Source organism: Achromobacter sp. ACM01, from assembly GCF_014851745.1.
Classification (GTDB): Bacteria; Pseudomonadota; Gammaproteobacteria; order Burkholderiales; family Burkholderiaceae_B; genus Achromobacter; species Achromobacter aegrifaciens.
The window spans coordinates 763,379-787,783 of sequence record NZ_JACVAF010000001.1 but is presented as its reverse complement, the minus strand read 5'-3'; the positions used below and the strand labels follow the sequence as shown (position 1 = coordinate 787,783).

26 protein-coding genes and 1 tRNA gene are annotated in these 24,405 nt (G+C 65.2%); 16 read left to right on the top strand and 11 right to left on the bottom strand.

Annotated features, from left to right (window positions below; translation table 11 throughout):
- Positions 1-21: 21 nt before the first annotated feature.
- From IB268_RS03700 to IB268_RS03680, 5 genes are all read right to left on the bottom strand, one after another.
- Positions 22-1,041, bottom strand: a complete 1,020-nt coding sequence (locus IB268_RS03700) for a tripartite tricarboxylate transporter substrate binding protein (protein WP_225588872.1) — start codon at positions 1,039-1,041, stop codon at positions 22-24.
- Between the two features lie 110 nt (positions 1,042-1,151).
- On the bottom strand, positions 1,152-1,931 hold the full coding sequence (locus IB268_RS03695; protein ID WP_054452198.1) for an SDR family NAD(P)-dependent oxidoreductase: 780 nt from the start codon (positions 1,929-1,931) through the stop codon (positions 1,152-1,154).
- Positions 1,932-2,061: 130 nt separating this feature from the next.
- Positions 2,062-2,997 (bottom strand): 4-hydroxy-tetrahydrodipicolinate synthase, encoded by a 936-nt coding sequence (locus tag IB268_RS03690; RefSeq protein ID WP_119450446.1) that lies wholly within the window; start codon positions 2,995-2,997, stop codon positions 2,062-2,064.
- Between the two features lie 40 nt (positions 2,998-3,037).
- Positions 3,038-4,258 (bottom strand): cystathionine beta-lyase, encoded by a 1,221-nt coding sequence (gene metC, locus IB268_RS03685; protein ID WP_119450447.1) that lies wholly within the window; start codon positions 4,256-4,258, stop codon positions 3,038-3,040.
- 217 nt (positions 4,259-4,475) lie between these two features.
- Complete coding sequence (locus tag IB268_RS03680; protein ID WP_054459354.1) at positions 4,476-5,435, bottom strand: LysR family transcriptional regulator; 960 nt, start codon at positions 5,433-5,435, stop codon at positions 4,476-4,478.
- Positions 5,436-5,614: 179 nt separating this feature from the next.
- Here IB268_RS03680 and IB268_RS03675 point away from each other — a divergent pair, with 179 nt between their 5' ends.
- A complete protein-coding gene (locus tag IB268_RS03675; protein ID WP_054459352.1) occupies positions 5,615-6,073 on the top strand; it encodes an Lrp/AsnC family transcriptional regulator in 459 nt (152 codons plus the stop codon).
- A 71-nt stretch (positions 6,074-6,144) separates the two neighbouring features.
- On the opposite strand, the gene IB268_RS03670 is transcribed toward IB268_RS03675, so the two are convergent.
- Positions 6,145-6,218: transfer RNA gene (locus IB268_RS03670), tRNA-Gly, on the bottom strand.
- 185 nt (positions 6,219-6,403) lie between these two features.
- On the opposite strand from IB268_RS03670, the gene trmB reads away from it, so the two are divergent.
- The 5 genes from trmB (at position 6,404) to lysM (ending at position 9,471) form a co-directional block, all read left to right on the top strand.
- On the top strand, positions 6,404-7,228 hold the full coding sequence (gene trmB, locus IB268_RS03665; protein ID WP_175212698.1) for a tRNA (guanosine(46)-N7)-methyltransferase TrmB: 825 nt from the start codon (positions 6,404-6,406) through the stop codon (positions 7,226-7,228).
- Positions 7,228-8,166 carry a prolyl aminopeptidase gene (pip, locus tag IB268_RS03660; protein ID WP_054459347.1) on the top strand — a complete coding sequence of 313 codons (939 nt, stop codon included), beginning with the start codon at positions 7,228-7,230 and terminating at the stop codon, positions 8,164-8,166. The genes trmB and pip overlap by 1 nt, the downstream gene beginning before the upstream one ends.
- A gap of 14 nt (positions 8,167-8,180) precedes the next feature.
- Complete coding sequence (gene thiS / locus IB268_RS03655; RefSeq protein ID WP_054459345.1) at positions 8,181-8,381, top strand: sulfur carrier protein ThiS; 201 nt, start codon at positions 8,181-8,183, stop codon at positions 8,379-8,381.
- 282 nt (positions 8,382-8,663) lie between these two features.
- The gene (locus tag IB268_RS03650) at positions 8,664-8,981 is read left to right on the top strand and encodes a hypothetical protein (protein WP_054459343.1); all 318 of its coding nucleotides are present in this window, start codon (positions 8,664-8,666) and stop codon (positions 8,979-8,981) included.
- Between the two features lie 43 nt (positions 8,982-9,024).
- A complete protein-coding gene (gene lysM, locus IB268_RS03645) occupies positions 9,025-9,471 on the top strand; it encodes a peptidoglycan-binding protein LysM (RefSeq protein WP_054459342.1) in 447 nt (148 codons plus the stop codon).
- Between the two features lie 262 nt (positions 9,472-9,733).
- Here lysM and ffh read toward each other — a convergent pair whose 3' ends face one another.
- The gene (ffh, locus tag IB268_RS03640; RefSeq protein ID WP_054459340.1) at positions 9,734-11,140 is read right to left on the bottom strand and encodes a signal recognition particle protein; all 1,407 of its coding nucleotides are present in this window, start codon (positions 11,138-11,140) and stop codon (positions 9,734-9,736) included.
- Positions 11,141-11,246: 106 nt separating this feature from the next.
- On the opposite strand from ffh, the gene IB268_RS03635 reads away from it, so the two are divergent.
- The 4 genes from IB268_RS03635 to IB268_RS03620 all read left to right on the top strand — a co-directional run bounded on the left by IB268_RS03635 (position 11,247) and on the right by IB268_RS03620 (position 13,642).
- Positions 11,247-12,089, top strand: coding sequence for an inner membrane protein YpjD (locus tag IB268_RS03635; protein ID WP_054459338.1), 843 nt, complete (start codon positions 11,247-11,249; stop codon positions 12,087-12,089).
- Between the two features lies 1 nt (position 12,090).
- Positions 12,091-12,354: a PP0621 family protein gene (locus tag IB268_RS03630; protein ID WP_054459336.1), complete on the top strand. Its 264-nt coding sequence runs from the start codon at positions 12,091-12,093 to the stop codon at positions 12,352-12,354.
- 72 nt (positions 12,355-12,426) lie between these two features.
- Entirely contained in the window at positions 12,427-13,005 is a 579-nt protein-coding gene (gene ampD, locus IB268_RS03625) for a 1,6-anhydro-N-acetylmuramyl-L-alanine amidase AmpD (RefSeq protein WP_119450465.1), read from the top strand.
- Between the two features lie 16 nt (positions 13,006-13,021).
- On the top strand, positions 13,022-13,642 hold the full coding sequence (locus IB268_RS03620; protein WP_054459332.1) for a glutathione S-transferase family protein: 621 nt from the start codon (positions 13,022-13,024) through the stop codon (positions 13,640-13,642).
- Positions 13,643-13,659: 17 nt separating this feature from the next.
- Here IB268_RS03620 and IB268_RS03615 read toward each other — a convergent pair whose 3' ends face one another.
- A complete protein-coding gene (locus IB268_RS03615) occupies positions 13,660-14,478 on the bottom strand; it encodes an IclR family transcriptional regulator (protein WP_054459330.1) in 819 nt (272 codons plus the stop codon).
- A gap of 334 nt (positions 14,479-14,812) precedes the next feature.
- On the opposite strand from IB268_RS03615, the gene IB268_RS03610 reads away from it, so the two are divergent.
- Genes IB268_RS03610 through IB268_RS03595 form a run of 4 tightly spaced genes read left to right on the top strand, consistent with a single transcriptional unit; the run spans position 14,813 to position 18,975 of the window.
- Positions 14,813-15,814: a 2-dehydro-3-deoxygalactonokinase gene (locus IB268_RS03610; RefSeq protein ID WP_054459328.1), complete on the top strand. Its 1,002-nt coding sequence runs from the start codon at positions 14,813-14,815 to the stop codon at positions 15,812-15,814.
- Positions 15,815-15,823: 9 nt separating this feature from the next.
- Positions 15,824-16,477, top strand: a complete 654-nt coding sequence (locus IB268_RS03605; protein ID WP_054459326.1) for a 2-dehydro-3-deoxy-6-phosphogalactonate aldolase — start codon at positions 15,824-15,826, stop codon at positions 16,475-16,477.
- A complete protein-coding gene (dgoD, locus tag IB268_RS03600; protein WP_054459324.1) occupies positions 16,474-17,622 on the top strand; it encodes a galactonate dehydratase in 1,149 nt (382 codons plus the stop codon). The genes IB268_RS03605 and dgoD overlap by 4 nt, the downstream gene beginning before the upstream one ends.
- Before the next feature lie 42 nt (positions 17,623-17,664).
- On the top strand, positions 17,665-18,975 hold the full coding sequence (locus tag IB268_RS03595) for an MFS transporter (protein ID WP_119450466.1): 1,311 nt from the start codon (positions 17,665-17,667) through the stop codon (positions 18,973-18,975).
- A 79-nt stretch (positions 18,976-19,054) separates the two neighbouring features.
- On the opposite strand, the gene IB268_RS03590 is transcribed toward IB268_RS03595, so the two are convergent.
- The 3 genes from IB268_RS03590 to IB268_RS03580 form a co-directional block, all read right to left on the bottom strand.
- Positions 19,055-20,254, bottom strand: a complete 1,200-nt coding sequence (locus IB268_RS03590; protein ID WP_192353818.1) for an MFS transporter — start codon at positions 20,252-20,254, stop codon at positions 19,055-19,057.
- Between the two features lie 186 nt (positions 20,255-20,440).
- Positions 20,441-21,214 (bottom strand): IclR family transcriptional regulator, encoded by a 774-nt coding sequence (locus IB268_RS03585; RefSeq protein WP_175180503.1) that lies wholly within the window; start codon positions 21,212-21,214, stop codon positions 20,441-20,443.
- Positions 21,204-22,001, bottom strand: a complete 798-nt coding sequence (locus tag IB268_RS03580; RefSeq protein WP_119450470.1) for an IclR family transcriptional regulator — start codon at positions 21,999-22,001, stop codon at positions 21,204-21,206. The genes IB268_RS03585 and IB268_RS03580 overlap by 11 nt, the downstream gene beginning before the upstream one ends.
- A 184-nt stretch (positions 22,002-22,185) precedes the next feature.
- Between IB268_RS03580 and IB268_RS03575 the strand changes: the two genes are divergently transcribed.
- Both IB268_RS03575 and IB268_RS03570 read left to right on the top strand, forming a co-directional pair.
- A complete protein-coding gene (locus tag IB268_RS03575) occupies positions 22,186-23,352 on the top strand; it encodes an acyl-CoA dehydrogenase family protein (RefSeq protein WP_175180502.1) in 1,167 nt (388 codons plus the stop codon).
- Positions 23,353-23,415: 63 nt separating this feature from the next.
- The gene (locus tag IB268_RS03570; protein WP_119450472.1) at positions 23,416-24,399 is read left to right on the top strand and encodes a tripartite tricarboxylate transporter substrate binding protein; all 984 of its coding nucleotides are present in this window, start codon (positions 23,416-23,418) and stop codon (positions 24,397-24,399) included.
- Positions 24,400-24,405: the final 6 nt, after the last annotated feature.

Genomic DNA, 24,405 nt, shown 5'->3' with positions numbered 1-24,405 from the left:
TCTGGTTCTTGGGAAAACGCCTTATTCCGCGGTGATATTGGCCTGCTTGATGATGGCGCTGTATTTGTCCGTCTCGGCCTGGATGTACTGCGCGAAGTCCGCGCTGTTCCGGTAGGAGCTTTCAAAGCCGAGGTTGTCGAGTTGCTCCTTCATGCTGGCGGACGTCATGACTTTCTGCGTGGCGACTTCCAGCTTCTTGAGTATCGGCTCCGGCAACTTGGCTGGCGCCCACAAGCCATACCAGGAATAAAACTCGAAATTCTTCAGCCCGGCTTCGCGCATCGTGGGAACGTCCGGAAGCAAGGGGCTGCGCTTGTCGCCGGTTACCGCCAACGCGCGTATCTTGCCTGACTTGACCATCGGCAGCGAGGAGAGCATTGGATCGGCCAGCGCGTGAACCTGTCCGCCGATCAGATCGGTCAAGGCGGGACCGCCGCCTTTGTAGAGGACGATCGGGATCTTCAGATCGGAAAGACCGCCTTCATATGCAAACTGCGCGATGGCGAGGTGCCCCGCCGAGCCAAAGCCCGTGGTTGCAAAATTGTATTTGTTGGGAGCTGCCTTCACCACACCGACGAACTCCTGCACGGTCTTCGCGGGGACATCGTTGTTCACGCTGAATATCAATGCGCCTTGCGCCAGACCGCTGATGGGGGTGAAATCCTTCACCGCATCGAAGGTCATCTTCTTCCCATAGAGCAGCGGGTTGATGTTGTGGATCGAGGCATTCAGGTACAACGTATAGCCATCTGCCGCCGAACGGGCGACCACGCCTGCGCCCACCATCCCGGACGCGCCTGCCCTGTTGTCGATGATGACCGATTGCTTCAGCTCCTCGCCCAGCTTCACGGCAAATATGCGGGCGAGGCCGTCGACGGAGCCGCCAGGAGGATGAGGCACCACGATGGTAATCGGGCGGCTGGGATAGGAGGCATCCGCCTTCGACTGCGCCTGTACCGAACCCAGCACGGCCAATCCACCGACAACTGCCGCAATGCCTTTCATGCAAAGGCGGCGAGAACGAATAGGGGTATTACGCATGACGAACGATCTCATTGAAAATGGTTGGGCAACGAATACCGCCCCCCCTCTTCGGCCCCGCAATACATGAAAAAAGGCCGGCGTGGAAAGCGGGGATGATCGTAGGCGAATCAGTAGGTGCCTGGATAGGCTGCGCCGTCTATTAAGATATTCTGGCCGCATATATAGCCGGATTGGGCCGCGCAGACATATGCGCAAAGCGCGCCCAATTCCTCGGGCTCGCCGTAGCGGCCGGCAGGATTGTTGGATCCGCGCTCCGTCCACAGCTGTTCAAAACTCTTGCCGCCTGGCTCCAGCATTCCTTCTATGTGATGCCGCTGCGCATCGGTGGCGAAGACGCCCGGAAGCAGGTTGTTGATGGTGACGTTGTGCCGCACCGTCTGGCGGGCCAGGCCCGCAACAAAGCCCACCAGGCAGGAGCGCGCACCATTGGAAAGGCCGAGTTCAAGCTGCGGGGTTTTGACGCTGCGTGAAACGATGTTCACGATGCGGCCGAAGCGGCGTTCCATCATGCCGTCGACGACCCGCCGGATCATGTCGATCGGCCCGAGGGCCATGGCATCAAGGGCCGCATGCCAGTCGGACTGGGTCCACTGGCGGAAGTCGCCGGGCGGCGCGCCGTCTGCGTTATTGACCAGAATATCGGGCGCGGGACACGCTGCAAGCGCCGCCTCCCGCCCTTCATCCGTGGTGATATTGGCAACTGCGTATCGGACCCGGGTTCCCGTGGCCGCCGTGATTTCCTCAGCGGCCTGGGCCAGCGTGCTTTCCGTGCGCGCCGCGATGGTCACGTTGACGCCTTCGCTTGCCAACTGATGGGCGCAGGCGCGGCCCATTCCCTTGCTGCCGCCGAAAACCAGCGCGTGGCGGCCTCGAATTCCCAAATCCATAGCGTTTCCTATTGCAAAGGCGCAGCCCGATCCATGACATGAAATGGCCGGAAAGGAATTCAGTCAGCAGGAAGCCGCAAGGCGGACAATCTCCCAACGCGCGTTCTTTCCGGCCCCATCCTGCAAGGGATCAGGCGGCCTTCAGTTGCAGCGAATTCCAGCCGTACTTCTTGTCCAGCCCCAGCGCCTTGACCGCGCGCAGGCCCTTGAGCAGAGGCTCTCCTTCCAGTGCGCGCAGCGGCTTGCGCAGTTCGCCTGCCGGCAGGCCCACGGCCTTCATCAGCGATTTGATGGCCACGGGGTTGATGGCCGAGTACGAGTAGTGCAGCAATTGCAGATTGCGCAAATAGGATTCGCGGAAGCTGAAGCTGACCTCGGGCGAGGTCCAGGGCTGGGAAATTTCCGTCAACTCTGCCGGCGCGATATTGCCGGTCATGTTGGCCGTGCCATGGCCACCCAGGCTCATGGTCGGCACGACCAGGCCCAGATTGGGCGAATCGCAGCACATTACGGATACGTCGGGCGCGCCGTATAGCACCTGCGCCACCTGGCCCACGCGCGTGGTGGATTCCTTGTGGACCACGTAGTTCGGGTGCTTGAAGATGCGCAGCAGCTGATCCCAGTGCAGATCGCTCTTGACCCGCGGCGGATTGTTGTAGATGCCCAGCGGCAGATCGGTGGCGTCGGCTATCTCGAGGAAATAGCTTTCGATGTCCGCTTCGGAGGCGCAGATGTAGGCAGGCGCTGCCAGAATGGCGCCATCGGCGCCGTTGGCCCGCGCAAAGCGCAGGTAATCCATGGTGGCCTCGGTGTTGTTGCCGGTGCAGCCATAGAAGAGCTTCATCTTGCCGGTCTTCATCTTCGCGGTTTCCACGATGATGTCCTGGCGCTCTTTTTGCGACAGCATGGAAACCTCGCCCGTGGATCCCATGATGAGCACGGCGCTGGTGCCGTTGTCTTCCTGGAACTTCAGCAGTTCGCGGAAGGCTTCGTAATCGGGACTGCCATCCTTGTTGAAGGGCGTAATCAGGGCCACGAAGGACCCGGTGATCTTCATCTTGCTCATGTGTATCTCCAGTAATGGACGAGTCAAAAATGGTGGAGGCTCAAACCGAGCGGGCGACTTCTTTCTGAGTATCTTGCTGCTGCGCATCCTGGCAGGCAACCATCGCAGCCAAACCTTGCTTCAAGTCGGCGATCAGGTCTTCCGGGTCTTCCAGCCCCACATGCATGCGTACTGCCTTGCCCTTGTGAGGCCAGCGATCACCATGGTGCTTTCCCGGAGTGAACGGTATGGCCAGGCTTTCATATCCGCCCCAGGACACGCCGATTCCGAAATGATGCAAGGCATCGACAAAGGCGGCGACTGATTCGTCGTCGCTGGCGCGCAGGACTACCGTGAACAGGCCGCTTGCCCCCTTGAAATCACGCTTCCAGATGGCATGGCCCGGATGCGACGGCAGCGCGGGATGCACCACGGCCTCGACCTCGGCTTGTTGTTCCAGCCACTGGGCCACGCGGATTCCCGACGCCATATGCTTCTGCAGCCGCACGTCCATGGTGCGCAGCCCGCGCAATGCCAGGAAGATATCGTCGGGACTGGCCGTCTGGCCCATTTCCTGCGTCGTCTCCCTGACCTTGGGCCAGGTGGCTTGGTTGCAGGTCACCACGCCCAGCATGGCATCCGAATGACCCACGATGTACTTGGTCGCGGCGTGAATGGACACATCGACGCCATGGTCGAAAGCCTTGAAGAACAACGGCGTGGCCCAGGTGTTGTCCATGACGACAAAGGCGCCGTGCGCGTGTGCGGCCGCCGCGATGGCGGGAATATCCTGGATTTCGAGCGTTTCGGAACCCGGCGATTCGACAAATACGACGCGCGTATTGGGCTGCATGAGCGATTCGATGCGCTTGCCGCAAGCAGGGTCGTAGACCTGTACCTCAACCCCGAAGCGGCTGAGCACGCGATCGAGGAAGGAGCGGGTCGGGGAATAGGCGCTATACGAAACCAGGATATGGTCGCCGGCCTTGAGCAATGCGGTGAGCGTCGTGGCGATGGCCGCCAGGCCCGAGGGAAAGACCAGGGAGCGGTGTCCGCCTTCCAGGGTGGCCATGGCCTCCTCGAACGCGTGGGTGGTGGCGGTTCCATAGCGGCCATAGGTGGTGGCGCCCGGCTCTTGCGCGGCGCGGGCGCGCTTCATGCCTTCCCATTCCGCCATGCTGCCCGCGAGTATCGTCGATGCCCTGCAGATGGGGGTATTCACCAGGCCGCCAAAACGTTCCGGATGCCGGCCTGCGCTGACGAGTTGAGTGCTTTGCCTCATGAACTTCAATCTCCGTGGATGCACGGCCAGCGCTTCCAGGGGAAGTCGATGACCACTGATGACGTGATCAAGTCTATGAGGAGAGTGGGTGAAAACTCTTCGATTTTTTACCCCTTCCGGAGGCAAAAAGAGAAAAATAATCACCGCCGAATCCTGACAATCTGGCGAAGGCGGACTGGCTAAGCCGGGTCAGCTCAGACCCGGGGGAGGAAAGGCCTCAGCTTCGGGCAGCGGCGCGCGCGCGTCTCGGCCTGCTTGCGTCAAGGGAATTCCACCGGCCCGCGCGTTCTTCGATGGTGGAGGGAAAAATCTCCAGGCAAAGCTTGTGAAGCGAACGCACGAATGGATTCGATTTCAGGAACATGGCTTCGCCGAAATAGATGGGAATCCTCGGCGCGTTGGGAAGCGCGATGCAGCTCAGGCGCCGATCCGACTCGTCGATGCACCACGTGGGAAGCAATGCGAAACCCAGGCCTTCATCGACGCAACGCTTGACGCTCATGCTGGTCGAGGTAGACACCGCGACCTTGGGCTGCTCGTTGCCGACCGACAAATAGTCCAATGCGATATTGCGGAGCATCTGGCCCGGTTCATATGTCACCAGCGGCCGCCCAAGCGCCCATTCCGGAACAGCCGTCTCATCGGCTGGCGCCGGCCAGCTCGACGGGAACGCCAGCGCCGGCTGGTAGTGGCAGATAACGCGCTGCGGAATCACGGTGTCGCCGAAATAGCGCTCGCTCAAACAGACATCCAGCGAGCCGTTTCGGATCAGCTCCGGCAGCGAGACGTCCTTTTCGTAGCCGACGATCTCGACGTTGGGATACATGCGCCGAAACTTCGTCAGCACCGGCGGCAGCAGGTAGTAGAAGATCGCGTGCGGCATCCCGATACGGATGACTGGCCGTTCCTTGTCGATCAGGTTGCCCAGGCGCGTCAGCATGACGTCGAATTCCGGCGCCAGCAGCCGGTAAAGGCTGGTGCCGCGCGGAGTGAGCTTGATCGACTTGGCGCCGCGCCCAGCCACCACCAGCTTCTCGCCGACGCGCTGCTCGAGGCGCCGGATGTGATTGGCCACCGACTGGTAGGTGATGTTCAGCCGGCGCGCCGCGGCGGAATACGTGCCCTCCTGTGCGACAAGGAAAAAAGTCTGCGTGAGAGTAAGGTCCACCTCTTGCATCGCGCCTCCGGCTCGCCGGCTCAAATATAAAATTTCTTGTAGGTTTGGCTCGATGAATTGTATCGCCCCCGGGGGTAGCGGCCTATAACATCGACCTCAGGTTTGGCCTCCGAACCGCGCGGCGGCAACGGCATACAGGTATGTACGCTGCGCAAAAGGGAGGGTAAGTTGAGTGAGCCATGGACAAGAAAGATCGCTGCATCCTCGCGTTGCTTCAGACTGATGCGCGCCTCTCGAACAATGAAATCGCCGAACGGGTCCACCTGTCCCCGACCGCGTGCTGGAAGCGGATTCAGCATCTGCAGGCGTCCGGCCTTATTCGCCGCCAGGTTTGCCTGTTGGACAACAACAAGGCGGGGCTGGGCGTGACTGTGTTCGTGTCGATAAAGACGAACCGCCATGACCTGAATTGGCTCGAGAAATTCTCGCTCGGCGTCAAGGATATGCCGGAGGTCATGGAGTTCTATCGGATGACCGGCGACACCGACTACCTTCTCAAGGTGGTGGTGCCCGATATCGCCGGGTTCGATTTCGTCTACAAGAAGCTCATCCAGGTCGCCGAACTGTTTGACGTCAGTTCGAGTTTTGCGATGGAGGAACTCAAGTACACCACGGCGTTGCCGCTTGACCATCTTTGATGCGCAGGCGCGGCAAGCCCCAGTCTGAGGGAATTGCATCCCAAACCGAGGAATTGGACCTGGCGCGTAATTGGAGCGGGTGATGGGAATCGAACCCACGCTTGAGGCTTGGGAAGCCGCCGTTCTACCATTGAACTACACCCGCTCGGGTGTCGTGCCCTCGGCGCAAAGCCGGAGCAGAGGCGGCGATTATAGCGCGCCTTTTTTCATCGCTGCTGGCCGCCGCCGCCCTGCTGCAACAGGCCCTCAGCCTCAAGGTTGTAAATATGTCCCCAATTTAGTGCATCTGGGCGACAGCGGCATGCCGGGCCTGCCACTACAATTCGGGCTATGAATACGAACACCCCCGAAAACAACCCCGCAGCCACCTCGGCCCCGGCTGCCGCAAGCGCCCCCGCGACGCCTGGCGGCGAGCCCTCGGCTACCGCAGTTTCCCCAGAAACGCAGGCGGCGCTGGCCAGTACCGCCCACGCTCCCAACAGCCCGGGCGCGACCCATATCCGCAGTTTCGTGCACCGCCGCGGCCACATTACGCAGGGCCAGCTGGCCGCGCTCGAGCGCCTGATGGGCCAATGGTCCATTCCCTATGCGCCGCGCCGCCTGGATCCCGCCGCCGCCTTCGGCCGGCAGGCCCCGACGGTGCTGGAAATCGGCTTCGGCATGGGCGAGACCACCGAGAAGATCGCGCTGGCGCGCCCGGACGACAATTTCCTGGGCGTGGAGGTGTTCAACGCTGGCGTGGGCTCGCTGCTGCGCCGCATTGAAGACTCCAATATCCCGAACCTGCGCATCATCCAGCACGACGCGGTGGAAGTGGTGCGCGACATGATCGCCCCCGATTCGCTGGCCGGCGTGCATATCTATTTCCCCGATCCGTGGCCGAAGAAGCGCCATCACAAGCGCCGCCTGATCCAGCCCGCGTTCATCGCGCTCCTGGCCAGCCGCATCGCGCCGGGCGGCTACATCCACTGCGCCACCGATTGGGAAGACTACGCGGTGCAGATGCTGGAAGTGCTGGGCAATGAGCCGCAGCTTGCGAATACCGCGGACGGCTACGCTCCGCGCCCCGATTACCGCCCTCTGACCAAATTCGAGAACCGCGGCCTGCGACTGGGCCACGGCGTCTGGGACCTGATCTTCAAGCGAGTCGCCTGATGCTATACCCGCCCATCGAACCCTACCGCCAAGGCACGCTGGACACCGGCGACGGCCACCAGATCTACTGGGAACTCTGCGGCAATCCGCAGGGCAAGCCCGCCGTGTTCCTGCATGGCGGCCCCGGCAGCGGCTGCTCGCCCGTGCACCGGCAGCTGTTCGATCCGCAGCGCTACAACGTGCTGCTGTTCGATCAGCGCGGTTGCGGCCGTTCGCAGCCCCACGCCAGCCTGGAGAACAACACGACCTGGCATCTGGTGTCCGACATCGAACGTCTGCGCACCGAGGTCATGGGCGCGGAAAAGTGGCTGGTGTTCGGCGGGTCCTGGGGTTCGACGCTGGCGCTGGCCTATGCGGAAACGCACGTGTCCCACGTCAGCGAACTGGTGCTGCGCGGCATTTTCGGGCTGCGGCGCGCGGAGATCCACTGGTTCTACCAGGAAGGCGCGTCGTGGCTGTTCCCCGACCGCTGGGAAGAGTACCTGGCGCCGATTCCGGAAGACGAGCGCGGCGACCTGGTCGCGGCGTATCACAAGCGCCTGACGGGCGACGACCCGGCCGAGCAGTTGCGCGCCGCCAAGGCCTGGAGCAAATGGGAAGACAGCACCATCACGCTGCTGCCCAGCCCGCGCCACCAGCAAAGCCATGCCGCCGACCGCGCCGCGCTGGCGTTCGCGCGCATCGAGAACCACTACTTCGTGAACCGCGGCTTCATGGAAGAAGGCCAGCTGATACGCGATGCGCACAAGCTGCGCGGCATTCCGGGCACCATCGTGCAGGGGCGCTACGACGTCTGCACGCCCGCGCGCACCGCCTGGGATCTGCACCGCGCCTGGCCCGAAGCCGAATTCCACCTGGTCCCGGATGCGGGCCATGCGTTTGACGAACCCGGCACGTTGGCGCGGCTGATCGCCGCCACCGACGGCTATGCGCGATAACTGAGGAGACCTGCATGCACATCACCCTGAACGGAGACGCACGGGAGTTTCCCCTGGACACGACCGTGAACGAGCTGCTGGAAGCCCTGGGCTATGCCGGCAAGCGCGTGGCCGTGGAACGCAACGGCGAAATCGTGCCCAAGAGCCAGCACGCGCAGACTGCGCTGACGGACGGCGACCAGATCGAAATCGTGGTGGCTGTGGGCGGCGGCTGACACCGGCGCCGCGCTGAAAGACAGCCAAGACAAGGGCCGCTGCGATAGCGGCCCTTGTCGCATGTAGCCGCGCGCCCGATGCGGTTTAGACCGATCGCGGCGCATTCCCTGCAAACTGACCAGCATTCTTGCGTAGTCTGCCGACAGGCTAGCAACCTGTTACACGTTAACCCCTCGTCGCCCGGGGAATGTGCGAGTCATAATCGTTCCTGCTGGTTTCGTACGTTCGTCTTGCTGTTGTTCTAGCGTTGCACATCGCCCTCGCGGGGCAGAGGAGGCATCATGAACACCGCAGTCATCATCAACCTGATCATCCAGCTTGTCGCCGGCGCTGCCGCAGGCAATGGCTTGGGAAAGATGCTCCAGCAGTTCAATCTGGGTCCGTTGGGCAATACCATCGCAGGCGCCATCGGCGGCCTGGCAGGGGGTTCCTGGCTGGCTCCGATGATCACCGCCGGAGCGAACGCGGTTGCAGCAGGCAATACGGGACTGGATCTTTCCGCGATCGCCAGCAGCGTGGTCGGCGGCGGCGTCGGTGGCGCCGTGCTGACCTTGATCGCCGGCATCGTGCGCAAAATGTTCATGGGCCAAAAGCCCTGATGGCACTTGTTTCTCTCACCGCAACATAGATAAAGGAAACACTATGGGTCTGCTCAATTTCATCAAGGACGTTGGAGAAAAGCTCTTCGGCGCCAGCGAGGCCAAGGCCGCGACGGCGGACGAATTGAAGAAAGAGCTCGATAAGCACGGCCTGAATGCCGACGGCTTGCAGATCTCGGTCGATGGCGACAAGGTCACGGTGGCGGGCGAGGCCCTCAGCACTGAAGCGGCGGAGAAAATCACTCTGGCGCTGGGCAACACCGTGGGCGTGGCCCAGGTGGACAACCAACTGAAGGTGAAGCAGGCCACCCCGGAAGCCAAGATGTACACGGTGCAAAAGGGCGACAACCTGTGGAAGATTGCCGAAGCGCAATACGGCAAGGGCCAGGGCGCGAAGAACAACCTGATCTTCGAAGCCAACAAGCCCATGCTGACCAGCCCCGACAAGATCTACCCGGGCCAGGTGCTGCGTATCCCGCCCCTGTCCTGATCATTGCCGTAAATCGGACAGGCTGGAAGGCACCCATGCGCTTTCCGGCTTGCATCGCGGCAGGCGCCCCCTGCTAGCCGCGATTACTTGGCCAGACGCAATGTCTGGCCATTTTTTTCGCCCGTCTCTCCAATGAAAAATGCCCCAACAGGGGCATTCCGGTCCGGCGCAAAAAGGGTCTTTTCCGCAGGGCTGCCTAGGGAAAAAGCGCCCCCTTTTGGGGGGCACCGCCAGCGCACGCAGTGCGCGCGCCGTGGGGGCATCACTTCATTCCGAAGCGGCCCAAGCCCTTCATCCCGCCCATGGCGCGCATCATCTTGGCCATGCCGCCCTTCTTCATCTGCTTCATCATGCCCTGCATCTGGTCGAACTGTGCCAGCAGGCGGTTGACCTCTTGCACCGGCACGCCGGAGCCGGCCGCGATGCGGCGCTTGCGCGAGGCCTTGATGAGTTCGGGCTTGGCGCGTTCGGCCGCCGTCATGGAGTTCAGGATGCCTTCGGTGCGGCGCAGCTGCTTTTCAGCCTGGCCACCCTGCAATTGGCCGGCAGCCTGTTGAAACTGGGCGGGCAGCTTTTCCAGCAGCGAGCCCATGTCGCCCAGCTTCTTCACCTGGCCCAGCTGGTCGCGAAAGTCGTTCAGGTCGAACTTGTTGCCCGACTTGATCTTCGCGGCGAGCTTCTGGGCTTCGGCGATGTCGATGTTCTTCTGGGCCTGTTCGACCAGCGAGACGATGTCGCCCATGCCCAGCACGCGCTGCGCCATGCGCTCGGGATAGAACGGCTCCAGGCCATCGAGCTTTTCCGAGACGCCGACGAACTTCAGGGGCTTGCCGGTAACGTGGCGCACCGACAGGGCCGCGCCGCCGCGGGCGTCGCCGTCCAGCTTGGTCAGCACCACGCCGGTCAGGGGCAGCGCTTCGGCAAAGGCGCGCGCGGTGTTGACTGCGTCCTGGCCCTGCATGGCGTCGACCACGAACAGCGTTTCCACCGGCTTGACCAGGTCATGCAGCGCGCGGATTTCGCGCATCATGGCTTCGTCGATGCCCAAACGGCCGGCCGTGTCCAGGATCAGCACGTCATAGTGATGGCGGCGCGCGTGGTCCACCGCGTTACGGGCGATGTCCTCGGGCTTCTGGCTGGGGTCGGACGGCAGGAAGTCCACGCCCACCTGTGCTGCCACGCTCTTCAGCTGATCGATAGCGGCCGGGCGGTAGACGTCGGCGGACACCACCAGCACTTTCTTCTTGCCAGTCTTGCGGCCGTGCTGGGTGTGCTGGCCTTCGCTGAGCCAGCGCGCCAGCTTGCCGGTGGTGGTGGTCTTGCCGGCGCCCTGCAGGCCTGCCATCAGGATGACGGCAGGCGGCTGCACCGCCAGCGACAGTTCGCCGGAGTCGGCGCCCAGATCGCCGCCCATCAGGGCGGTCAGTTCCTTGTGGACCACGCCCACCAGGGCCTGGCCCGGGCTGAGGCTGCTGGCGACTTCTTCGCCCAGCGCCTTTTCCTTCACGCGCGCGACGAACTCGCGCACGACGGGCAGTGCCACGTCGGCTTCCAGCAGCGCCATGCGCACTTCGCGCAGCATCTCCTGGGTGTTGGCCTCGGTCAGGCGGGCTTCCCCGCGCAGCGTCTTGACGACGCGCGACAGGCGTTGAGTTAGGTTATCGAGCATGAGAGGCGTTTCCGCTTAAACTAGTTGATTGAACGGTGGCCGCAGGCGCGGATTCTGCGCTTTCGGGCGGCATGCGCCCCAAGGCCCCATCCAGACAACGGTTTCTATGTCACTAGGCATTGTATTTCACACGGCGGCTGCCTTGGCGTACGCGGTGCTGGGAGGGTCGCTTTGGATCCGCCTGGCCCGTGGCGGCGGCGTGGAACAGACCGGCAAAATCGCCCGCCTGTGCCTGCTGGGTGCCCTGGTTCTCCATGGAATCGGGCTGCAACAATCGATGCTGGGGGCCCAGCATCTGTTCATCGGGTGGGCGTTGGCCCTGTCCGCGGCCATCTGGCTGGGCATGGTGGTGTTCTGGCTGGAAAGCCTGCTGGTGCGCATAGACGGCCTGCAATTGCTGCTGCTGCCGGCAGCCACCATCGCCAGCGGCCTGGCCGCAATCTTTCCCCAGGGCCAATTCGTGCCCCATGCCAACGACGCGTGGCTGCGCGTCCACCTGCTGATCGCCCTGGCGGCCTACGGCCTGATCACCATCGCCGCGCTGCACGCCATGATGATGGCGCTGCTGGACCGCCATCTGCATCGCCCGCTGGAAGCTCCCGCCGAACGCAGCATCGTCGGCCGCGTGCTGGACTCCCAGCCGCCGCTGCTGGTGCAGGAACAGCTGCTGTTCCGCATCATCTGGATCGGCTTCATCGTGCTGACGCTGGCCGTGGGCACGGGTTCGGTGGCGTCCATGAAGCTGACGGGCAAGATCCTGCCCTTCGACCACAAGACCGTGTTCACGCTGCTGTCATGGCTGACCTTCGGCGTGCTGCTGGCCGGCCGCCACGTCTGGGGCTGGCGCGGCCGCGTCGCCCTGCGCTGGACGCTGACGGGTTTCGGGTTCCTGATTCTGGCCTATACCGGCAGCCGGTTCGTGCTGGAAATGATTCTGCATCGAGGTTGAAGTGGGCAAGTTGCTGTTCTGGATTGTTCTGATCATCCTGGTGCTGTTCGTGGCCCGTCTGGCGGGCCGCATGGCCGCGGCGCGGCAAGCCGGCCAGCAGGACGCGAAAAAGCCCAAGGCCGATGCGCGCGGCCCCAAGCCGCTGGAGTCCATGGTGCGCTGCGCCCACTGTGGCATCCATCTGCCTCGGTCCGAAGCCTTGCAGCAGAACGGCCAGACCTGGTGCAGCTCGGAACACGCGCGCCTGGGCCCGGCCCGGCACTGATCCGCCTGATTAGAGGCTTGCCGCCCTGCACGGCATAATGCGTGTTGGAAACCACACGCATGCTCTCTTCCCATGGCCTTGCTTCTGGATCGTCATGGCTGGCTGGCGCCAGCCCCGGGTGTTTCGCTCATGCCCTCCCCCAACTGCGACGCGCGCCCTGCCGGCGCGCAGGCGTCGCTGCTGGTGCTGCACAACATCAGCCTGCCGCCGGGGCGATTCGGCGGCCCTGAAGTCGCGGGGCTGTTCCTGAATACGCTGGACTACGGTTCGCATCCCTGGCTGGAACGGCTGCGCGGCCTGCGCGTGTCGGCGCATTTCTTCATCCGCCGCGACGGCAGCATCATCCAGTTCGTGTCCACCGACGAACGCGCCTGGCATGCGGGCGTGTCGCGTTTTGCCGGCCGCGAACGCTGCAATGACTTTTCCATCGGCATCGAGCTCGAGGGCACGGATACCCTGCCCTATGCCGAAGAGCAATACCTGGCGCTGCGCAAGCTGACGCCGGCTCTGCGCGCGCGCCATCCGCTGGCCGCCGCCTGGGGCCATGAACACATCGCCCCGGGCCGCAAGACCGATCCCGGACCCGCTTTCAACTGGACGCGCTTCTCGCGCGACAGCGGCTTTGCACGGCGGCAACTGCCGCCCGTCTGACACTAAAGGAATGGTTATGTTGAAGATCTGGGGACGCCTGACTTCCGTCAACGTTCAGAAAGTCATGCTGGCGGTGCGCGAACTGGCCCTGCCGCACTCCTTCACACAGGCTGGCGGTCCGTTCGGCGTGGTCGATACGCCCGAATTCGCCAAGCTGAATCCCAACCGTACGGTCCCCGTCATCGACGACGGCGGCTTCGTGCTGTGGGAATCGAACGCCATCGTGCGCTATCTGTCCGCGCGCTACGGCGTGGGCAGCCTGTGGCCGGAAGACGTGTGCCTGCGCGCCGACGCCGACCGCTGGATGGACTGGCAGGCCACCGAATGGCAGGGCGTCATGGGGCCGGCGTTCCTGGGCCTGATCCGCACACCCGAGGAAAAGCGCGACCGCGCCGCCATCGAAAACTCGGTCAAGCGTTCGAATGCCCGTGCCCTGATCCTGGACCAGGCCCTGCAGGGCCGCGAGTTCATCGCCGGCCGCCAACTGACCATGGGTGATATCGCCCTGGTCTGCTCCGCCCACCGCTGGCTGGCCCTGCCGATCGAACGACCGGACACGCCAGCGCTGTCGGCCTGGTACCGCCGCGTCATGATGCGTCCGGCCCCGCAGGGCGTGCTGACGCTGCCGCTGGAATAAGACACAGGGCCGCGGCCTCAGCCGCGATCCACCTTCCATCCCAGTTCCGCTGAAATCCCCGCTGCGGCGCCCTGCACCACGGCGACCATGTCGCGCATGCGATCCAGCGACATATAGGGCACCGTGCTGGACACACTGATGGCGGCGACGATGCCGCTGGACGCGTCGCGCACGGGCGCCGCCACGCAGCGGATCGACGGTTCGTTGTCTTCCAGGTCGAACGCGTAGCCGTGGGCGGCATAGTCGCGCATACGGTCGCGGAAGGCCTCCCAGGTCTGGCTGCCGCCTCCCGCGCGCGACGACACCGGCGCGCCGACACGGTATAGCGCTTTCCACTGCGGTTCTTCGGTATCCAGCAGCAAGGCCTTGCCCACGCCCGTGGCGGCCAGCGGCATGCGGTGCCCCACGCGCGAGCGCATCTCCAGCCCCTTCTTGCCGGGGATCTTTTCCAGGTACAGGACTTCGTCGTTGTCGCGCACGGCCAGGTGGATGGTGTCGCCCGTCTGTTCCGCCAGGCTGTCCAGATAAGGACGCGCCAGCGTCGCCATCGGAAAGGCTTCGCGCGCCTGGAAACCCAGTTCGATCAGCTTCGGCCCCAGCACATAGCCCACGCCGGGCAGGGACCGCAGATAGCGTTCCTGCACCAGGCAGCTGGCCAGCCGGTGCGTGGTGCTGCGCGCCACGCCGATGCGGGCGCAGATTTCCTTCAGGTCGCGCGCGCCGCCGGACACGGCCTGCACCACCGCCAGGCCGCGCATCAGCGTCTGCGTGCCGGCGGGCGCGGCGCCATCGGGGTCCAGGGTGGGCGTACGGTCGGGAGTCTGCGTAGAGGTCATGAAAGCGGGGCCAGGCGACAAAGAGAACGATTGCAAGCATAACCGCCACCATCGCAGCGAGATGCGGGGAAAAGGCGCGCTTTCCGGGCGATATGCCCGGAGGATGCTCCAGGCGCAGGGAGCGCGCCTCATCACCGTTCGTTCCCTGTATGTGGGATTTAATTCTATATTTTGAGATTTTTCAAGCGCTGATCTAGAATTTTTCCCATCGCCCGCCGCGTGCTCACGAACATCCGGCGGGCCTGAGACAACAAGGTCCGCAGAGCCCTGCCCCCGCGCCAGCCTCACCGCGCGTCCGCAGCCCGGTTTGCGGCCGGAAACGAGACAGCTTCTGATGACTACCGGATCTCCCGCCCGCGCGGCGCTTATCGCGCTGGATTGGGGCACCTCCTCGCTGCGCGCCTACCGTCTGGATGCCGCCGGCCGCACGCTGGACACGCGCCATCTGCCCTGGGGCATCATGCGCCTGCCGCAGCCGCTGCAGGACGGCGCCGCCACCACCGCCCTGTCGGGCTTCGAGCTGGCCTTCGAACAGGCTTGCGGCGATTGGCTGCGCGCCGAACCGGCCCTGCCTGTGATCGCCTGCGGCATGGTCGGCAGCGCCCAGGGCTGGAAGGAAGCCGCCTACCTGGACGTGCCGGTCGACCTGCAGCGCATCGGCACGCTGCTGACCAAGGTCGAACGCGAGGACGGCCCTGCCCTGCACATCGTGCCCGGCCTGATCCAGCGCCATGGCCTGCCCAACGTCATACGCGGCGAAGAAACCCAGGTCGTCGGCGTGATGGCGGACCAGGCGACCCGCAGCGCCGACAGCGTCCTGATAGGCCTGCCCGGCACGCATTCGAAGTGGGTCAGCGCCCGCCGCGGCCGCGTCACCCACTTCGACACCTTCATGACCGGCGAGGTCTACGCGGCGCTGCGCGGCCACACCATCCTGGGCCGGACCATGGCCGACGCCGCCAGCGCCGACATGGCCGCCTTCGAGCGCGGCCTGAAGGTTGCCGGAGCGCCCGCCGGCCGCGCGGGCGTGCTGTCCACCATCTTCAGCACGCGCGCGCTCGGCCTGACCGGCGAACTGGCGCCCGAATCGCAGGCTGACTATCTGTCGGGCCTGCTCATCGGCCATGAAATCGCGGCGCTTGCCGACATGCTGCAGCAGCAGGGCGAACTGCCCCGCATCGTGCTTTGCGGCGACCCCGCGCTGTGCCGGCGCTACATCCAGGCCATGCAGCACTACGGCCTGGGCACGCCCGAACAGGCGCAGAACGCCACCGAGCGCGGCCTGTGGCACCTGGCCATCTGCGCCGGGCTGATCGCCTCGCCCCCCACGGAATAGGAACCAAACATGAACCATCCCGGTCTGCAAACCGCCATGGCCCACTGCGGCCTGATCGCCATCCTGCGCGGCATCAAGCCCGCCGAGGCCGAAGCCATAGGGCAGGAACTCTATGCCGCGGGCTTTCGCCTGATCGAAGTGCCGCTGAATTCGCCCGATCCGCTGGACAGCATCCGCGCCATGCGCGCGGCGCTGCCCACCGACTGCCTGATCGGCGCGGGCACCGTGCTGGATCCCGAGGACTGCGCCCGCGTGCAGCAGGCCGGCGGCGAACTGATCGTCATGCCGCACAGCGACGCCGCAGTGATCCGCGCGGCCAAGGCGCTAGGCATGGCCTCCTGCCCCGGCGTGGCCACGCCCACCGAAGCCTACGCCGCACTGGCGGCCGGCGCCGACGTGCTGAAGATGTTTCCGGCCGAACAACTCGGCCCCGTCGTGCTGAAGGCCTGGCGCGCCGTGCTGCGCCCGCCGATCGCGCTGGCGCCCGTGGGCGGCATCACGCCCGACAACATCGCGATTTACGCCCAGGCGGGCGCCAGCGGCTTCGGCCTGGGCTCCGCCTTGTACAAACCCGGCCTGTCGGCCGCCCAAGTCGGCCAGAACGCGCGCGCATTCATCGCGGCCTGGCAACGCGCCTATCCCGCCCAGGAGACCCAAGCATGAAGATCACCAAGCTCACCACCTACATCGTGCCGCCGCGGTGGTGCTTCCTGAAGATTGAAACGGACGCCGGCATCGTAGGCTGGGGCGAACCGGTCGTCGAAGGCCGCGCCCATTCGGTCGCCGCCGCCGTCGAGGAACTGTCCGACTACCTGATCGGCAAAGACCCCCGCAACATCGAAGACCACTGGACCGTGCTGTACCGCGGCGGCTTCTACCGCGGCGGCGCCATCCACATGAGCGCGCTGGCCGGCATCGACCAGGCCCTGTGGGACATCAAGGGCAAGGACCTGGGCGTACCCGTGTCGCAGCTGCTGGGCGGCAACGTGCGCGACCGCATCCGCGTGTACTCGTGGATCGGCGGCGACCGCCCGGCCGACACCGCCGCGGCCGCCAAGAGCGCCGTGGAGCGTGGCTTCACAGCCGTGAAGATGAACGGCACCGAGGAACTGCAGTACATCGATTCCTTCGACAAGGTCGAGAAGTGCCTGGAGAACGTGGCCGCCGTGCGCGACGCGGTCGGCCCCAACGTGGGCATAGGCGTGGACTTCCATGGCCGCGTGCACAAGCCCATGGCCAAGGTGCTGATGAAGGAGCTGGATCCGTTCAAGCTCATGTTCATCGAAGAACCCGTGCTGAGCGAACACTACGAAGCATTGAAGGAACTGGCCCCGCTGACCTCCACCCCGATCGCGCTGGGCGAACGCCTGTTCTCGCGCTGGGACTTCAAGCGCGTGCTGTCCGAAGGCTATGTGGACATTATCCAGCCTGACCCGTCGCACGCCGGCGGCATCACCGAGACCCGCAAGATCGCGGCCATGGCCGAAGCCTATGACGTGGCGCTGGCGCTGCACTGCCCGCTGGGCCCGATCGCGCTGGCCACCTGCCTGCAGATCGACGCCGGTTGCTACAACGCCTTCATCCAGGAACAAAGCCTGGGCATCCACTACAACGCCGCCAATGACCTGCTGGACTACGTCAGCAACCGCGAAGTCTTCGCGTACGAAGACGGCATGGTCGCGATTCCGCAAGGCCCGGGCCTGGGCATCGAGGTCAACGAGGAATACGTGAAGGAACGCGCCGCCGTGGGCCACCGCTGGCGCAACCCGATCTGGCGCCACGCCGACGGCAGCTTCGCCGAATGGTAAGCCGATAAAAATCAGCCGATAGAGAGAAAGAGGAGACATCCCTTGTCCACAGCCACCCACGCCGGCCTGCAGGGCGCCCAGCGCCCCACGCGCAGCCGGTACCTCATCATGGTGATGCTGTTCATCACCGTCGTCATCAACTACCTGGACCGCAGCAACCTGTCGATCGCAGCACCCGCGCTCAAGGACGAGTTCGGCCTGGACACCGTGCATGAAGGCCTGATCCTGTCGGCCTTCGGCTGGACTTACGCCGCCATGCAGATCCCCGGCGGCTGGCTGGTGGACCGCGTGTCGCCGCGCGTGCTGTACGCGGCCGCGCTGATCCTGTGGTCGGCAGCCACGTTCTTCATGGGCTTTGCCGGCAGCTTCGTCATCCTGTTCGTGCTGCGCCTGGCCGTGGGCGCGCTGGAAGCCCCGGCCTATCCGATCAACAACCGCGTCGTCACCACCTGGTTCCCGGAACGCGAACGCGCCACCGCCATCGGCTTCTATACCTCGGGCCAGTTCGTCGGCCTGGCGTTCCTGACGCCGGTGCTGGCCTGGCTGCAGCACCACTACGGTTGGCATATGGTGTTCGTCAGCACCGGCCTGCTGGGCATCGTGTGGGGCGTGCTGTGGTTCATGATCTACCGCGAGCCGCGGCAGTTCAAGGGCGCGAACGCGGCGGAAATCGAGCTGATCCAGCAAGGCGGCGGCGTGGTCGACCTGGACCGCAGCGTCAAGGAAAAGAAGGCCCCGTTCAACTGGAACGACCTGGGCCTGGTCATGAGCAAGCGCAAGCTGTGGGGCGTGTACCTGGGCCAGTTCTGCCTGACGTCCACGCTGTGGTTCTTCCTGACCTGGTTCCCCACTTACCTGGTCAAGTACCGCGGCATGGACTTCATCAAGTCCGGCTTCCTGGCGTCGGTGCCCTTCCTGGCGGCCTTCATCGGCGTGCTGTGCTCAGGCGTGCTGTCCGACTTCCTGATCCGCCGCGGCGCCACCGTCGGCCTGGCGCGCAAGCTGCCCATCATCCTGGGCCTGCTGATATCCACGTCCATGATCGGCGCCAACTTCACCGACTCCACGCCTTGGGTGATCTTCTTCCTGGCCGTAGCCTTCTTCGGCAACGGCCTGGCGTCGATCACCTGGTCGTTGGTGTCCACGCTGGCGCCGGTACGCCTCCTGGGCCTGACGGGCGGGGTGTTCAATTTCGTCGGCAACCTGTCGTCGATCTGCACGCCCATCGTGATCGGCTTCCTGGTGACGAAGGACAGCTTCGCGCCCGCCATCGTGTACGTGTCGTCGCTGGCCCTGCTGGGTGCGCTGTCGTACATCCTGCTGGTGGGGAAGGTGGAACGGATCGAGGCCTGAGCGACGCCGCGATTTCCCTGCATGAAGAAAGGGCGCCTGCATGCACAGGCGCCCTATTTACTTGCTGCGCGTCGCGGCCTCAGCAGCCCTGCATCGCCAGCTTGCGTTGGCGCTGGTTGCTGGCGCGCTGCCACAGCACCAGGCCCAGACCCGCTGCGGCGATGATCGCGCCGGCGACCGGCACCGCGGCATAGCCCATGCCCGCCGAGATCACGCCCCCGCCCGCTGCGGCGCCTACCGCGTTACCCAGGTTGAAGGCGCCCACGTTCACTGACGACGCCAGCCCCGGCGCATCGGTGGCGGCGCGCATGACGCGCATCTGCAGCGGCGGCACCACCGCAAACGTGCCGAAACCGAAGATCAGCAGCGCAATCGCGGCGCCGGTCTGCGTCGTAGCGAGCCACGGGAATGCCAGCAAGTCGGCGATGATCAGCACCAGGAAGGCGATCAGGCTGCCATCCAGCGAACGGTCGGCAAAACGCCCGCCCATCGTATTGCCGATAGTGAAGCCGATACCGATCAGCACCAGCATCGCCGTGACGAAGTTGGGCGATGCGCCCGTCAGTTCGGCCAGGGTCGGCGCCACGTAGGTGTAAAGCGTGAACATCGCGCCCGCGCCCAGCACCGTGGTGAGCAGGGCCACCAGCACCACCGGACTCTTCAACACGGCCAGCTCGCGGCGGATGTCGGGACGGCGTCCGGCCTCGCCGGCCGGCAGCGCGAACCACAGCGACAGCATCGCGATCAGGCCCAGCACCGAGGTCGCGGCGAATGACATGCGCCAGCCTATGACCTGACCCAGCCACGTGGCTGCGGGCACCCCGCCGACGTTGGCGATGGTCAGCCCCAGGAACATGGTGGCCACGGCGCTGGCCTGCTTGTGGCGCGGCACCACGCTGGCCGCCACCAGCGAACCCAGGCCGAAGAAGGCGCCGTGGTTCAGGCTGGTGACCAGGCGCGCCAACAGCAGCGTCGTGTAGTTGGGCGACAGCGCGGACAGCACGTTGCCCACCGTGAAGATCGCCATCAGCACCAGCAAGGCGTTGCGGCGCGACCAGCGCGACAGCGCCAGCGTCATCAGCGGCGCGCCCACCATCACGCCGATGGCGTAGGCGCTGATCAGCATGCCGGCGCTGGGTATGGACACGTCCACCCCTTCGGCGATGACGGGCAACAGGCCCATGGGAGAAAACTCGGTCACGCCGATGCCGAAGGCACCGACGGCGAGCGCCAGCAATGGCAGGCCGGCCTTCACCGGCTGGGAGTCCTGGGGATTCATCTGGTTTCCTTGGGTTCGATTGCGCCGACCGGGAGAGCGGGCCGGCGCAAAGGGGCCGGAACGCGGGAAAACCCGGATCGGAAGACAGGCGTCCAGTATGCCGCCGTCATCCTTGCGAAAAAAGGCAGGAAACAGCGAAACACTTTTGATCTGGAGTCATGAATCCGGAAAAGGGGCCGATTCGTCTCAGGCCAGTCCCAGCAACCTTTCCGTCTCTCGCGCCAGGGCGACCAGGCGCGGGCCGATGTCGGCCGCGCGCTCGCGGTAAGGCCCGTCCTGCGCCGGCACGCCGCAATTGAAGACGTACAGCAACGACTGATAGGGCCTGCCCAGCGGCGCGGCAAAGCCATAGGCGTCCGGCCGCCACTCCAGGTTATTGCCGCAATATCCCTTGCGCTCCAGATCGCGGCGCGCGGCCGCCAGGCTGGGGAAGTGGGCCTCGTAGTGCCGGGGATCCGCCACGCGCAGCTGGTTCAGGACGACCGCCCGCTCCTCATCCGAAACCCGCGCCAGCCAAGCCTTGCCGGCGGCGCTGGACAACAGCGGCAGCGCCGCGCCTATGTCGGGCCGCGTCTGCAAGGCTTCGTTGGAGCGGGCCGTCTCCACGTACACCATCTGGAGGCGGTCACGTACCACCAGCGACACGGCGCCGCGCGCGTGGTCGGCCAGCTGCTTCATCAGCGGCCGCGCCAATTGCCGGATCTGCATGCTGGCGAGCAAGGGATAGCTCAGCGCCAGCACCGAGGCGCCCAGCCGGTAGCGCGCCGGCTCGCCCTCGCGTTGCAGAAAACCCAATTCAACCAGCGTATGCGTCAAGCGCGCCACAGCGCTGCGCGACAGGCCGGTCTGCTGCGCGAAGTCCTTGTTGGCCAGCACCGGGCGGTCGGCGCGAAAGCACGCCAGGATGTCGATACCACGCGCCAGCGTGGTGGTGAATTCCCGGTCCTGGTCATGCGTCATTCTGGCGCTCCAGCATTTTTTCCACGCGCGCCACCAGCGTCAGCAGACGCGGCGCGATGCGGCCGCGCAGGTCGCCCGGCCGCAGCCGCGTCACGGGCACGCCGCAGTTGAACACCAGCGCCTGGCCGTCGACCCGCGTGCGCATGGGCACCGCCACCGCGTGCACGTCCGAGTGCCAGTCGCCCTGGCCCACGCAATAGCCATGCTCGGCGTAGTCGCGCTGAGCCTGCTCCCAGTCCGGCGCGTGACGCCGCCAGACGGCGGGATCCTGGCGCCGCAGCGCCGCCAGCAAGGGCTCAGCCTCGTCCGCCGGCGCCTGCGCGAGCCAGGCGCGCCCCATGGCCGAAGGCAGCAGCGGCAGCAAGGCGCCGATGTCCGGCCGGAACGACACGGCGTCATGGCCGCGACAGGTTTCCACGTACACCATGTTCAGGCCGTGATGCATGCCCAGCGAGGCCGAGCCGCCCGCCGCATCGGCCAGGCGCTTCATCAGCGGGCGCGCCAATTGGCGAACCTTGATGCTGGCCAGAAGCGGATAGCTCAGCGACAACACCGCCGTACCAAGCCGGTACCGCCGCAAGCCCCCGTCGTAGCGCAGCAAGCCGCGCTGCATCAGCGTGGTGGTCAAGCGTGAAATCGTGGCCTTGGACAGGCCGGTGCGGTCCGCCAGTTCGCGGTTGCTGAGCGCGGGTTCGCCATGCCGGAACGCCTGCAGCACTGACAAGCCGTGCGCCAGCGTGGTGGCGAAGGCGGGGTCGGCATGGCGCTCGCCGGGGCGGGTGGTCATGGTGGAGGTCCTGGGCGCGGCGCGCGCGGAATGCGCGGTCTGTCCCTGCCGATCATAGAGCAGCGACGGCCCGCCATGCGTTCAAGATATCAAAACACTTGTCTCAAATCCCGCGGCCTTTTGCTAGCCTGGATTCAACACGGCGCGGCACGCATCAGCGCCCATGATGAAACGGAGACTAGCCATGATCAGGGACCCTGACGGATTCCCGCAATTCCTCGAATCGCTGCGCCGCTACGTGCGAGAGCAACTGGCGCCGCGCGAAGCCGAGGTCGCCCGCCTGGACGAGGTGCCGCAGGACCTGGTCGCCAGCATGGCCGCGCAGGGACTGTTCGGCTATTCCATCCCGGAGCAATACGGCGGCGACGGCATGACGACCGAGGAGCTGATCCTGGCGGCCATGGAACTGTCGCAATGCTCGGTGGCGTTTCGCGCCCGGGTCGGCACCAACACGGGCATCGGCTCCGAGGCGCTGGTGGCGGACGGCACCGACGCGCAGAAGGCCCGCTACCTGCCGCGGCTGGCCTCCGGGGAACTGACCGGCTGCTTCGCCCTGACCGAGCCGCAGGCGGGTTCCGACGCCACTGCGCTGCGCACCACCGCCGTGCGCGACGGCGACCACTATGTGCTGAACGGCGAGAAGTGCTTCATCACCAATGCCCCGCTGGCGGGCCTGTTCACCGTCATGGCGCGCACCGATCCCGATGCGCCTGGCGCCAAGGGCATCACCGCATTCATCGTGGAGCGCGGCACGCCGGGCCTGTCCACCGGCCAGCCCTACGACAAGATGGGCCAGGCCGGATCGCCGGTTTCCGCCGTGCATTTCGAGGACTGCCGCGTGCCGGCAGACTGCATCATCGGCGGCCAGGAAGGCGTGGGCTTCAAGACGGCCATGAAGGTGCTGAACAAGCAGCGCATCCATCTGGCCGCGCTGTGCATCGGCCCGGCGATCCGCATGCTGGACGACACGCTGCGCTTCGTGGCCGAGCGCCAGCAGTTCGGCAAGCCGCTGATGGACTTCCAGTTGATCCAGGCCATGCTGGCCGACTGCCAGACCGAGATCCAGGCCGCCCGCGCGCTGGTTCTGCAAACCGCCCGAGAGCGCGATGCGGGCGAGGACGTGACGCTGAACGCCTCGATCTGCAAGTACTTCGCGTCCGAGATGTGTGGCCGCGTGGCGGACCGATGTGTGCAGATGCATGGCGGGTATGGCTACATCGCCGATCACGGCATCGAACGCTTCTACCGCGACGTGCGCCTGTTCCGCCTGTACGAGGGCACCAGCCAGATCCATCAATTGAACATCGCCCGCCATACGCTGAGCCAGGCGGGCTACACGCCCGGCCGCTAGGGCAATACAGGGACCGCAGCCGCAAGAAGCCGGCGGCCCGCCAAACCAAAGGAGACTTCCATCATGCTGCACAAGCACCTGCCGAAGTGGATCGGCGCCATGGCCGCCGCCTTCGCCTGCGCGGCGCTGCCGCCGCAAGCCGCGGCCGCCTATCCCGACAAGCCCGTGAGGCTGATCGTGCCCTTCGCCCCGGGCGGCTCGACCGACATCCTGGGCCGCCTGCTGGCCGAGGCGCTGCATCCCATCCTGGGCCAGCCGGTCATTGTGGAGAACAAGCCCGGCGCTGGCGGCAACATCGGCGGCGACTTCGTGGCCCGCGCCGCGCCCGACGGCTACACGCTGCTGCTGGCCGCTGCCGGTCCCACCGTCATCAATCCCAGCCTGTACGCCAACATGCCGTTCAACCCGGCCAAGGACCTGGCGCCCATCACCTGCCTGGAACGCGAACACAACCTGATGGTGGTGACGAAGTCCATGCCGGTGAAGACGCTAGAGGAGTTCCTGCAGTACGCGCGCAACAACCCCGGCAAACTGTCGTTCGGCTCTCCCGGCAACGGTTCGCCCGCGCAACTGGCTGGCGAACTGCTCAAGCAGCAGACCGGCATCCAGGCCGAGCACGTGCCCTACAAAGGCACCGGCCCCGCCATCACCGACCTGGTGGCCGGCCACATCGATTTCATGATCGACAACATGCCTGCGCTGCTGCCGCAGGTCAAGGCGGGTGGCCTGCGCGCGCTGGCGGTCCCCAGCGACCAGCGCGCCACCGCCGCCCCTGACATTCCCACCTTCGATGAAGCGGGCCAGAAGGGCTTTGTGGTGATGGCCTGGAAGGGTTTGATGGCGCCCGCCGGCACCGATCCGGCGGTGATCGAACGGCTGCACGCGGCGGTGGTCAAGGCGCTGCAAGACCCGCAGCTGCGCACCCGCTTCCAGGAGCTGGGCGCGGAACCGCTGGCCAGCACGCCCGCCGAGTTCGCCAAGCAGATCGCGGACGAAACCGCCTGGTGGGGCAAGCTGGTGCAGTCCACCGGCACCCGCATCCAGTAAGCCCGC

Coding starts and splice junctions, on each gene's coding strand:
- IB268_RS03580 (WP_119450470.1), bottom strand. CDS start 22,001: ATGACCACCCGCCCCGGCGAGCGCCATGCCGACCCCGCCTTCGCCACC.
- IB268_RS03675 (WP_054459352.1), top strand. CDS start 5,615: ATGGACAAGAAAGATCGCTGCATCCTCGCGTTGCTTCAGACTGATGCG.
- metC (WP_119450447.1), bottom strand. CDS start 4,258: ATGAGGCAAAGCACTCAACTCGTCAGCGCAGGCCGGCATCCGGAACGT.
- ampD (WP_119450465.1), top strand. CDS start 12,427: ATGGCCTTGCTTCTGGATCGTCATGGCTGGCTGGCGCCAGCCCCGGGT.
- IB268_RS03605 (WP_054459326.1), top strand. CDS start 15,824: ATGAACCATCCCGGTCTGCAAACCGCCATGGCCCACTGCGGCCTGATC.
- IB268_RS03575 (WP_175180502.1), top strand. CDS start 22,186: ATGATCAGGGACCCTGACGGATTCCCGCAATTCCTCGAATCGCTGCGC.
- IB268_RS03615 (WP_054459330.1), bottom strand. CDS start 14,478: ATGACCTCTACGCAGACTCCCGACCGTACGCCCACCCTGGACCCCGAT.
- IB268_RS03620 (WP_054459332.1), top strand. CDS start 13,022: ATGTTGAAGATCTGGGGACGCCTGACTTCCGTCAACGTTCAGAAAGTC.
- IB268_RS03695 (WP_054452198.1), bottom strand. CDS start 1,931: ATGGATTTGGGAATTCGAGGCCGCCACGCGCTGGTTTTCGGCGGCAGC.
- IB268_RS03650 (WP_054459343.1), top strand. CDS start 8,664: ATGAACACCGCAGTCATCATCAACCTGATCATCCAGCTTGTCGCCGGC.
- dgoD (WP_054459324.1), top strand. CDS start 16,474: ATGAAGATCACCAAGCTCACCACCTACATCGTGCCGCCGCGGTGGTGC.
- lysM (WP_054459342.1), top strand. CDS start 9,025: ATGGGTCTGCTCAATTTCATCAAGGACGTTGGAGAAAAGCTCTTCGGC.
- IB268_RS03585 (WP_175180503.1), bottom strand. CDS start 21,214: ATGACGCATGACCAGGACCGGGAATTCACCACCACGCTGGCGCGTGGT.
- pip (WP_054459347.1), top strand. CDS start 7,228: ATGCTATACCCGCCCATCGAACCCTACCGCCAAGGCACGCTGGACACC.
- IB268_RS03690 (WP_119450446.1), bottom strand. CDS start 2,997: ATGAGCAAGATGAAGATCACCGGGTCCTTCGTGGCCCTGATTACGCCC.
- IB268_RS03610 (WP_054459328.1), top strand. CDS start 14,813: ATGACTACCGGATCTCCCGCCCGCGCGGCGCTTATCGCGCTGGATTGG.
- IB268_RS03590 (WP_192353818.1), bottom strand. CDS start 20,254: ATGAATCCCCAGGACTCCCAGCCGGTGAAGGCCGGCCTGCCATTGCTG.
- ffh (WP_054459340.1), bottom strand. CDS start 11,140: ATGCTCGATAACCTAACTCAACGCCTGTCGCGCGTCGTCAAGACGCTG.
- IB268_RS03680 (WP_054459354.1), bottom strand. CDS start 5,435: ATGCAAGAGGTGGACCTTACTCTCACGCAGACTTTTTTCCTTGTCGCA.
- IB268_RS03635 (WP_054459338.1), top strand. CDS start 11,247: ATGTCACTAGGCATTGTATTTCACACGGCGGCTGCCTTGGCGTACGCG.
- IB268_RS03700 (WP_225588872.1), bottom strand. CDS start 1,041: ATGCGTAATACCCCTATTCGTTCTCGCCGCCTTTGCATGAAAGGCATT.
- trmB (WP_175212698.1), top strand. CDS start 6,404: ATGAATACGAACACCCCCGAAAACAACCCCGCAGCCACCTCGGCCCCG.
- IB268_RS03570 (WP_119450472.1), top strand. CDS start 23,416: ATGCTGCACAAGCACCTGCCGAAGTGGATCGGCGCCATGGCCGCCGCC.
- thiS (WP_054459345.1), top strand. CDS start 8,181: ATGCACATCACCCTGAACGGAGACGCACGGGAGTTTCCCCTGGACACG.